Below are 10,074 nucleotides of genomic sequence, written 5' to 3' on the forward strand. Positions count from 1 at the left end.
TAGCGGGTTTTTTGAATTTAAGAAAAGGGGCTGACAGTAAATTTGAAATCAAGAACAATCTGGACAATCATTTGGGGCGCGCTGCTGGTATGCTGTATCGCAGTGGCATATACACTGACGAAATCTCAAGCCAGTGCTTCTCCGTCCAACGAGTCCATTGCTACTATTGGAGGCAAAAGCGTCACAAGAGAAGAATGGCTGAAGGAAATGGAAGATGAATACGGAAAATCAACACTTGAAGATATGATCAATGTCCGAGTGGTAGAGCAGCTTGCCAAAAAGAACAATCTCAAAGTATCTAAAAGCGAAATTGATCGGGAATTTCTGCTGATTAAGGCGGTGAATAATTCATTTTACGAAGACGAGCATACAACTGAAAAAGAGTGGAAAGACCAAATTCGCTATAATATTCTTCTTGAGGAATTATTAACAAAGGATATTGATATTTCAAAGACAGAAATGAAATCATTTTATAATCAAAATAAAGAACTGTATCAGTTTGATGATTCGTATCGTATTCGGCATATTGTTGTAAAGGATGAAGAGGAAGCCAAACAAGTTTTAAAAGAGCTTGAAGGCGGCTCGAGCTTTGAAGCTGTTGCGGCGGAACGGTCCACAGACAGGTATACGTCACCGTACGGGGGAGATTTAGGGTTTGTCACCGAGGCATCAGACAACATTCCGTCATCATACATTGAAGAAGCAAAGACACTAAAACAAGATGAATGGTCAAACGAACCGATAAAGGTAAACAACGGTTATGCAATTATACAACTGAAAGAAAAGTTAAATGCGAGAACGTTCTCATATGATGAAGTAAAGAATCAGATTAAACGCCAGATCGCAATGGATCAGTTAGGTGATAAAGCAACTGTAAAATCACTTTGGAAAGAAGCTGACGTGTCTTGGTTCTATGGGGAAAAAAGTACTAAATGATTGACAAAAAATTTTGAAATTGATAGATTATATACATAATACCAATACAAATAGTCGGAAATTGAGGTGTCGAGAATGGTACGTGTAGCAAACTCCATTACTGAATTAATTGGGAATACGCCAATCGTTAAATTAAATCGCCTTGTTGATGAAAACAGTGCGGATGTATATTTGAAGCTTGAATACATGAACCCTGGAAGCAGTGTAAAAGACCGTATCGGTTTAGCGATGATTGAAGCGGCTGAAAAAGAAGGGAAATTAAAAGCTGGCGATACAATCATTGAACCGACAAGCGGAAATACAGGAATCGGGCTTGCAATGGTTGCTGCGGCTAAAGGTTTAAAAGCGATTTTGGTTATGCCTGACACCATGAGCATGGAGCGCCGCAACCTTCTGCGCGCATATGGTGCTGAGCTTGTGCTGACTCCGGGTGCGGAAGGCATGAAAGGCGCCATTAAGAAAGCGGAAGAGCTTGCTGAAAAACACGGATACTTCGTGCCGCAGCAGTTTAACAATCCATCGAACCCTGAAATCCATCGCCAAACAACAGGTAAAGAAATCGTTGAGCAATTCGGTGATGACCAGCTTGATGCATTTGTAGCCGGAATCGGAACAGGCGGAACGATTACAGGAGCGGGTGAAGTCCTGAAGGAAGCATATCCTTCCGTCAAAATCTACGCTGTTGAACCGTCAGATTCCCCAGTGCTTTCAGGAGGAAAACCAGGCCCTCACAAAATTCAGGGAATCGGAGCTGGCTTTGTGCCCGACATCTTAAACACTGAAGTATACGATGAAATTTTCCCTGTGAAGAATGAAGAAGCATTTGAATATGCACGCAGAGCTGCACGTGAAGAAGGAATTCTCGGAGGCATCTCATCAGGTGCGGCCATTTATGCTGCTATTCAAGTAGCGAAAAAACTCGGAAAGGGCAAAAAAGTATTGGCTATCATTCCGAGTAACGGCGAACGTTATTTGAGTACGCCGCTGTATCAATTCGATTAAAAAGCTCGAAAAAACTCCCGGTGCCCGGGAGTTTTTTTATTTGAGCATCAAATATGCCGTGTGCGCGACGAATCTTATCCTTGGAAGAGAAATTCACTTTTTTCACTCATGATATTGCTTTACAATAAAAAAAGCAGAAAAAGAAAACAGAGGAATGATATAAATGGCACAACGCAGACCGGCAGGCAGAAAAGTACCTTTTCAAAAAGATTCATTCTTGCAACAATATGAGAAACTTTCACAATCCAGAAAACAGCACGTGCTTCTTGAAAGTGCAAGAGGCGGCAGATACAGTATAGCCGGTCTTGATCCAATTGCGGCTGTCAAGGGAAAAGACGGAATTACAACCATTAAGCATGGGGATGAGACACTGTTTAAAGAGGGTGACCCATTACGCGCTTTCCACAGTTGGTTTAAAACGCTGGAAACCGAAACGGATGAAGAACTGCCTGATTTTCAAGGGGGAGCAATCGGTTTTCTTAGCTATGATTACGCACGCTACATTGAAAATTTTAAAATGCTCTCATTAGATGACCTGGAGACACCTGATATCTATTTTCTTGTCTTTGATGATATAGCCGTCTATGACCATGAAGAACAGGCTCTTTGGCTGGTCACTCATGTGAATGATGAGAACGAATCAGCGGACGAAAAGCTGTCCCAGCTCGAACATATGTGGCTGTCTGAGCTTCCCGGTGAGCCGTTACAAGAGATGACATATACAGCTGACGGTTCCTTTGCAGCGCCTTTTACTGAAGAAGGCTTTTCTCAGGCTGTAGAGAAAATCAAGCAATACATTGCCAGCGGAGATGTTTTTCAAGTCAATCTATCGATCAGGCAGTCGCAGTCGCTGTCTGCTCACCCGTATGAGATCTACAAAAAGCTGAGAGAAGTGAATCCTTCTCCATATATGGCATATTTAGAAACACCAGATTTCCAAATTATTTGCGGATCTCCTGAACTTCTTGTCAGCAAAAAGGGCAAACTATTAGAGACTAGACCGATTGCTGGCACTCGTTCCAGAGGAAAAACGGATGAGGAAGACGAAACGCTCGCAAATGAATTAATCCATAATGAAAAAGAACGCGCTGAGCATGTCATGCTAGTTGATCTAGAACGAAATGATCTGGGCAGAGTTTCCCGTTACGGATCAGTGCGGGTTAATGAATTCATGGCAATTGAAAAATACTCCCACGTCATGCACATTGTGTCTAATGTCCAAGGTGAACTGCAGGATGGATACGACGCTGTAGATATTATTCATGCTGTATTTCCAGGAGGAACGATTACAGGTGCTCCTAAAGTAAGGACAATGGAAATTATAGAAGAACTTGAGCCGACACGCCGTGGGCTTTATACTGGATCTATAGGGTGGTTTGGGTATAATCAGGATCTTCAATTTAATATCGTGATCCGAACCATTTATGCAGCCGGAGGGCAGGCGTTTATGCAATCCGGGGCAGGAGTTGTGATTGATTCTGTTCCTAAGCATGAATACAGAGAATCATTCAAAAAAGCTTTTGCGATGCAAAAGGCGTTAGAGCTGAGCGAAGTAGAGACAAAAATTAGATGAGGTGAGCGGAGAAATGATTTTAATGATTGATAACTATGATTCTTTCACGTACAACTTAGTACAGTATTTGGGCGAGCTTGGAGAAGAGCTGATTGTAAAACGCAATGACGATATCACAATAGAGCAAATTGAAGAGCTGTCACCGGATTTCTTAATGATTTCACCCGGACCGTGCAGTCCTGATGAAGCTGGAATCAGCCTTGAAGCAATTAAATACTTCGCAGGCAAAATTCCCGTTTTTGGCGTGTGTCTCGGACATCAGTCTATCGCACAGGTGTTTGGCGGAGACGTGGTCAGAGCAGAGCGGCTGATGCATGGAAAAACCTCAGAAATCGAGCATGACGGCAAGACGATCTTTAAAGGTTTGCAAAACCCGCTTGTGGCGACACGATACCACTCGCTGATCGTAAAACCTGATACGCTGCCAAACTGTTTCACAGTAACCGCACAAACGAAAGAAGGAGAAATCATGGCTATTCGGCACAATGATCTTCCGATAGAAGGCGTTCAATTTCATCCAGAGTCTATTATGACTTCCTTTGGAAAAGAAATGCTCAGAAATTTTATTGAAACGTACCGCAAGGATGTCATTGCGTGATGATATATGTAAACGGCCGGTTTATAGAGGAGAAAGATGCAGTTCTTTCTCCTTTTGACCATGGTTTTTTATATGGGATCGGTGTGTTTGAGACCTTCAGGCTTTATGAAGGCCGGCCGTTCCTGCTTGATTGGCATATAGAACGGCTTGAACGCGCACTTAAGGATCTGCAAATCGAATACACTGTGACAAAGCAAGAGATGATTGAAATGCTGGACAAGCTGCTCGGGCTGAATGATATCAAAGACGGCAATGCCCGCGTCAGGCTGAACATATCAGCCGGCATCAGCGATAAAGGCTTCGCTGCTCAAACTTACGATAACCCGACTGTTTTATGTTTTGTTAATCAGCTAAAACCAGAAAGTCTTCCTTTGCAAAAGGAAGGAAAGGTGTTATCGATACGGAGAAACACACCGGAGGGGCCGTTCCGGTTAAAATCACATCATTATTTAAATAATATGTATGCGAAACGGGAGATCGGAAATGATCCGCGGTTTGAAGGGATCTTTTTAACGGAGGATTGCGCTGTAGCAGAGGGCATCATTTCAAATGTCTTCTGGAGAAAAGGCGGCACTATCTTTACACCATCACTTGATACCGGAATTCTTGACGGCGTCACGAGACGTTTTGTCATGGAGAACGCAAAGAAAATAGGGATGGATGTCAAAACAGGCCGGTACCAGCTTGAAGCCCTTTTGACGGCAGATGAAGCATGGATGACCAACTCGGTTCTTGAGATCATTCCGTTTTCTAAAATAGAAGAAGTGAACTATCCGGGCCGAAACGGAGAAATAACTTCCGCTTTACAAACGCTATACCACCAAGAAATAAAGAACATGAATTCATGACAGGGAGGAAGAGAATGGCCCAGCAAACGATAGACCAAACACAAGTAATCCATACCAAACCCAGCGCATTATCATATCGAGAAAAGACGCTGGTGATGGGGATTTTAAACGTAACGCCTGACTCTTTCTCGGATGGCGGAAAATATGACAGCCTGGACAATGCCCTGTTGCACGCGAAAGAGATGATTGATGACGGTGCGCATATCATTGATATCGGAGGCGAGTCGACAAGACCCGGCGCCGAATATGTGTCCGAGGACGAAGAAATGTCCAGAGTAATTCCTGTGATTGAGCGGATTACAAAAGAGCTCGCAGTGCCGATCTCTGTAGATACGTACAAGGCTTCTGTCGCAGATGAAGCTGTTAAAGCCGGCGCTTCGATCATCAATGATATTTGGGGAGCGAAGTATGACCCGAAAATGGCTTCTGTTGCAGCTGAACACAATGTTCCGATCGTTCTCATGCATAACCGCAAAGAGAGAAACTACAACGATTTAATACCGGATATGCTGTCGGACTTAATGGAAAGTGTAAAGATTGCTGTTGAAGCAGGTGTAGAGGAAAAGAACATTATCCTCGATCCCGGCATAGGTTTTGCGAAGGACTATCACGATAATCTGGCAGTCATGAACAAGCTTGAAGTTTTCAGCGGACTTGGCTATCCGGTTCTTCTTGCAACCTCCCGGAAAAGATTTATCGGCCGTGTCCTGGATCTTCCGCCTGAGGAGCGGGCTGAGGGCACAGGCGCAACCGTGTGTCTAGGCATTCAAAAAGGCTGTGACATTGTGAGGGTCCATGATGTAAAACAAATAGCCAGAATGGCGAAAATGATGGATGCAATGCTGAACAAGGGAGGGATGCATCATGGATAAAATCTACGTAGAAGGCATGGAGTTTTACGGCTACCATGGTGTGTTAAAAGAGGAGAACAAGCTCGGACAGCGTTTTAAAGTCGATTTAACCGCAGAATTGGATTTAAGCAAAGCGGGACAAACAGACGACCTTGACCAAACCATTAACTATGCCGAGCTTTACCACGTATGTAAAGATATCGTTGAAGGTGAGCCTGTGAAACTAGTGGAAACACTGGCAGAACGTATTGCGGACACTGTCCTGAAGAAATTTCATCAGGTGCAGCAATGTACTGTAAAAGTGATTAAGCCAGATCCGCCAATTCCCGGCCACTATAAATCAGTAGCAATAGAAATCACGAGAAAAAAATCATGAACAATACAGCTTATATAGCCCTTGGATCTAATATTGGAGATAGAGAAACGTATTTACGGCGAGCGGTGGCGATGCTGCATCAACATGAGGCAGTGACAGTCACAAAAGTGTCTTCTATTTACGAAACAGACCCAGTCGGATACGAAGCTCAAGATGAATTTTTAAATATGGCAGTTGAAATCGAGACGGCGCTGAATCCGCTTCAGCTCCTTGAGCTCACGCAGCATATAGAAAATGAATTGGGCAGGACGAGAGAAGTCAGATGGGGTCCGCGGACGGCAGACCTTGACATTTTACTGTTTAATCGTGAAAATATTGAAACAGAGCAACTAATTGTTCCGCATCCGAGAATGTATGAGCGTTTATTTGTCCTCGCACCGCTTGCGGAAATATGCACGCGGGTTGAAAAAGAGGCAAAAAGCGCGGAAACCGACCAAGAAGGTGTAAGAGTATGGAAGCAGAAATCTGGGGTAGACGAATTCGTGCATTCAGAAAGCTGAAAGGTTATACTCAAGAAGGATTTGCGAAAGCGTTAGGTATATCAGTTTCTATTCTCGGCGAAATTGAACGCGGAAACCGATTGCCGTCAGCTGCCATCATTCAAAGCGCAGCAGATGTTTTAAATATAAGCGCGGACGAATTAGCGCCGCCAGAAAATAATAACAAATGAAAGGAGGGGAAAAATGTTTAAAATCGGTGATATTCAATTAAAAAACCGGGTTGTGCTGGCCCCTATGGCTGGTGTCTGCAACTCAGCATTCAGATTGACTGTAAAGGAATTCGGAGCCGGATTGGTCTGCGCTGAAATGATCAGTGACAAAGCGATCCTTTACAACAATGCCAAAACAATGGGTATGCTTTACATTGATGAACGTGAAAAACCGCTCAGCCTTCAAATCTTCGGAGGAAAAAAGGAAACCCTTGTGGAAGCGGCGAAGTTTGTAGACCAGAACACAACTGCTGATATCATTGATATTAACATGGGATGCCCAGTGCCGAAGATTACAAAATGTGATGCGGGAGCAAAATGGCTTCTCGATCCCGATAAGATTTATGAAATGGTTTCTGCAGTAGTGGATGCCGTCGATAAACCAGTCACAGTGAAAATGAGAATGGGCTGGGATGAAGACCACATTTTCGCGGTGAAAAACGCACAGGCTGTCGAGCGTGCGGGCGGAAAAGCAGTTGCACTTCACGGCCGTACAAGAGTACAGATGTACGAAGGAACTGCAAACTGGGATATTATCAAAGAAGTAAAACAATCTGTATCGATTCCGGTTATCGGGAACGGCGATGTCAAGACGCCGCAGGATGCTAAGCGTATGCTTGATGAAACAGGAGTAGACGGGGTCATGATCGGCCGTGCCGCATTAGGCAATCCGTGGATGATTTACCGTACGGTTCAATACCTTGAAACAGGTGAATTAAAAGAAGAGCCGCAAGTACGCGAAAAAATGGCGGTATGCAAACTGCATCTTGACCGCTTGATTAACTTAAAGGGTGAAAATGTAGCGGTAAGAGAAATGAGAAAACACGCTGCATGGTATCTGAAAGGCATAAGAGGCAATGCGGAGGTTCGTAATGGAATCAATCATTGCGAGACAAGAGAAGAGCTTGTACAGCTTTTAGATGCATTTACTGTTGAAGTTGAGGCAAAAGAGCTTCAAGACGCAAAAGTAGGATAACACTCACCTCTATTTGCTGCTCACTGCCAGTTTTACGCTGGCAGTTTTTCTGCTTTTTTCATGAAACAATATCTGTAATGGAGTGATAACAATGAGTCAAGAAGAGCATAATCATGAAGAATTGAACGACCAGCTGCAAGTCAGACGCGACAAAATGAATCAGATGAGAGAAAACGGCATAGATCCATTCGGCGCACGTTTTGAAAGAACTCATCAATCTGAGCAAATTATTGCGGCATATCAAAATCTAACGAAAGAAGAGTTAGAGGAAAAAGCGATTGAAGTGACAATCGCAGGCCGTATGATGACAAAACGCGGCAAAGGGAAAGCCGGCTTCGCGCACCTTCAAGATTTAGAAGGTCAAATTCAAATCTACGTAAGAAAAGACAGTGTCGGTGACGACCAATATGAAATCTTCAAATCTTCCGACCTTGGCGACCTTATCGGCGTAACCGGAAAAGTGTTCAAAACAAATGTAGGCGAACTGTCTGTAAAAGCAACATCATTTGATTTGCTGACAAAAGCGCTTCGTCCGCTGCCGGATAAATACCATGGTTTAAAAGACGTTGAGCAGCGCTACCGTCAACGCTACTTGGATCTTATCGTAAATCCAGACAGCAAACATACGTTCATCACACGCAGCAAGATCATTCAAGCGATGAGAAGATACCTTGATGATAATGGATACTTAGAAGTAGAAACGCCAACTATGCACAGCATTCCAGGGGGAGCCTCCGCGCGTCCGTTCATTACCCATCATAATGCTTTAGATATTCCGCTCTACATGCGTATTGCGATTGAACTGCATCTGAAACGCTTGATTGTCGGCGGTTTGGAAAAAGTATATGAAATCGGCCGTGTTTTCCGTAATGAAGGCGTCTCTACACGCCATAACCCTGAATTTACAATGATTGAATTATATGAAGCGTATGCTGACTATAAAGATATCATGAGCTTAACTGAAAACCTTGTCGCTCATATCGCGCAAGAAGTGCTTGGCACGACGACAATCCAATACGGGGAAGAACAAATCGAACTGAAACCTGAGTGGAAAAGAATCCATATGGTTGACGCAGTCAAAGAAGCGACAGGCGTTGACTTCTGGGAAGAGGTAACTGTTGAGCAAGCCCGTGAATATGCAAAAGAGCATGGTGTAGAGATTAAAGACTCTATGACAGTGGGCCACATTATAAACGAATTCTTCGAACAAAAAATTGAGGAAACGCTTATCCAGCCAACGTTTATTTATGGACATCCAGTAGAAATTTCTCCTCTTGCTAAGAAAAACCCAGAGGATCCGCGCTTCACAGACCGTTTTGAACTGTTTATCGTAGGCCGTGAGCATGCAAATGCATTCACAGAGCTAAATGATCCTATTGATCAGAGAGAACGCTTTGAAGCCCAATTAAAAGAACGCGAAGAGGGTAATGATGAAGCTCATTTAATGGATGAAGACTTCGTTGAAGCTCTGGAGTATGGCATGCCGCCAACAGGAGGCTTAGGCATCGGGATCGATCGCCTGGTCATGCTGCTTACGAATGCTCCTTCGATTCGAGATGTACTGTTATTCCCGCAAATGAGACAGCGCTAATTTAAAAGAGCGTCAACCTTTCTAATAGAAGGATGACGCTCTTTTATAATTCCTTAGGTTTTTCTTCAAAAAACTATTGCACTATTATTTACAAGGTGGTATATTATTATTCGTTGCCGCTAAACAAGGCGATGACAAAAAAATAACTTCAAAAAAAGTTATTGACTTCAATGATTCAACGAGTTATAATAATAAAGTCGCTTAAACGAAGTGACAAAATGATCTTTGAAAACTAAACAAGACAAAACGCACCTGTTAATTCAAGTTTTATTAGCACAGTGATGTGCGTAGTCAGTCAAACTACTTTATCGGAGAGTTTGATCCTGGCTCAGGACGAACGCTGGCGGCGTGCCTAATACATGCAAGTCGAGCGGACAGATGGGAGCTTGCTCCCTGATGTTAGCGGCGGACGGGTGAGTAACACGTGGGTAACCTGCCTGTAAGACTGGGATAACTCCGGGAAACCGGGGCTAATACCGGATGCTTGTTTGAACCGCATGGTTCAAACATAAAAGGTGGCTTCGGCTACCACTTACAGATGGACCCGCGGCGCATTAGCTAGTTGGTGAGGTAACGGCTCACCAAGGCAACGATGCGTAGCCGACCTGAGAGGG

11 protein-coding genes and 1 rRNA gene are annotated in these 10,074 nt (G+C 43.7%); all 12 read left to right on the forward strand.

Translation table 11 applies throughout. The annotated features are described in order from the left end of the window. Positions 1 to 42: 42 nt before the first annotated feature. Positions 43 to 936, forward strand: coding sequence for a peptidyl-prolyl cis-trans isomerase (locus AU387_RS02355; protein ID WP_059291665.1), 894 nt, complete (start codon positions 43 to 45; stop codon positions 934 to 936). Positions 937 to 1,011: 75 nt separating this feature from the next. After that, the gene (gene cysK / locus AU387_RS02360; RefSeq protein WP_010332721.1) at positions 1,012 to 1,938 is read left to right on the forward strand and encodes a cysteine synthase A; all 927 of its coding nucleotides are present in this window, start codon (positions 1,012 to 1,014) and stop codon (positions 1,936 to 1,938) included. Positions 1,939 to 2,101: 163 nt separating this feature from the next. Continuing rightward, on the forward strand, positions 2,102 to 3,511 hold the full coding sequence (locus AU387_RS02365) for an anthranilate synthase component I family protein (protein ID WP_059334683.1): 1,410 nt from the start codon (positions 2,102 to 2,104) through the stop codon (positions 3,509 to 3,511). A 13-nt stretch (positions 3,512 to 3,524) separates the two neighbouring features. Continuing rightward, positions 3,525 to 4,109, forward strand: coding sequence for an aminodeoxychorismate/anthranilate synthase component II (gene pabA, locus AU387_RS02370; RefSeq protein ID WP_059291664.1), 585 nt, complete (start codon positions 3,525 to 3,527; stop codon positions 4,107 to 4,109). Beyond that, positions 4,109 to 4,957, forward strand: coding sequence for an aminodeoxychorismate lyase (gene pabC / locus AU387_RS02375; protein WP_059334685.1), 849 nt, complete (start codon positions 4,109 to 4,111; stop codon positions 4,955 to 4,957). The genes pabA and pabC overlap by 1 nt, the downstream gene beginning before the upstream one ends. Positions 4,958 to 4,971: 14 nt before the next feature. Beyond that, positions 4,972 to 5,829, forward strand: a complete 858-nt coding sequence (gene folP, locus AU387_RS02380) for a dihydropteroate synthase (protein ID WP_044153463.1) — start codon at positions 4,972 to 4,974, stop codon at positions 5,827 to 5,829. Then, positions 5,822 to 6,184 carry a dihydroneopterin aldolase gene (folB, locus tag AU387_RS02385; RefSeq protein ID WP_044153461.1) on the forward strand — a complete coding sequence of 121 codons (363 nt, stop codon included), beginning with the start codon at positions 5,822 to 5,824 and terminating at the stop codon, positions 6,182 to 6,184. Before folP ends, folB begins: the two co-directional genes overlap by 8 nt. Continuing rightward, positions 6,181 to 6,684, forward strand: a complete 504-nt coding sequence (folK, locus tag AU387_RS02390) for a 2-amino-4-hydroxy-6-hydroxymethyldihydropteridine diphosphokinase (protein ID WP_059334687.1) — start codon at positions 6,181 to 6,183, stop codon at positions 6,682 to 6,684. Before folB ends, folK begins: the two co-directional genes overlap by 4 nt. Next, the gene (locus tag AU387_RS02395) at positions 6,636 to 6,854 is read left to right on the forward strand and encodes a helix-turn-helix domain-containing protein (RefSeq protein ID WP_024123645.1); all 219 of its coding nucleotides are present in this window, start codon (positions 6,636 to 6,638) and stop codon (positions 6,852 to 6,854) included. The genes folK and AU387_RS02395 overlap by 49 nt, the downstream gene beginning before the upstream one ends. 13 nt (positions 6,855 to 6,867) lie before the next feature. Beyond that, complete coding sequence (dusB, locus tag AU387_RS02400) at positions 6,868 to 7,869, forward strand: tRNA dihydrouridine synthase DusB (protein ID WP_024123646.1); 1,002 nt, start codon at positions 6,868 to 6,870, stop codon at positions 7,867 to 7,869. A gap of 91 nt (positions 7,870 to 7,960) precedes the next feature. Beyond that, a complete protein-coding gene (gene lysS / locus AU387_RS02405) occupies positions 7,961 to 9,460 on the forward strand; it encodes a lysine--tRNA ligase (RefSeq protein ID WP_059334689.1) in 1,500 nt (499 codons plus the stop codon). A gap of 305 nt (positions 9,461 to 9,765) precedes the next feature. Beyond that, positions 9,766 to 10,074: ribosomal RNA gene (locus AU387_RS02410) — 16S ribosomal RNA — on the forward strand; the annotation flags it as partial.

Origin of the sequence: Bacillus halotolerans (assembly GCF_001517105.1) — a bacterium.
In the GTDB taxonomy this organism is placed as follows: domain Bacteria; phylum Bacillota; class Bacilli; order Bacillales; family Bacillaceae; genus Bacillus; species Bacillus halotolerans.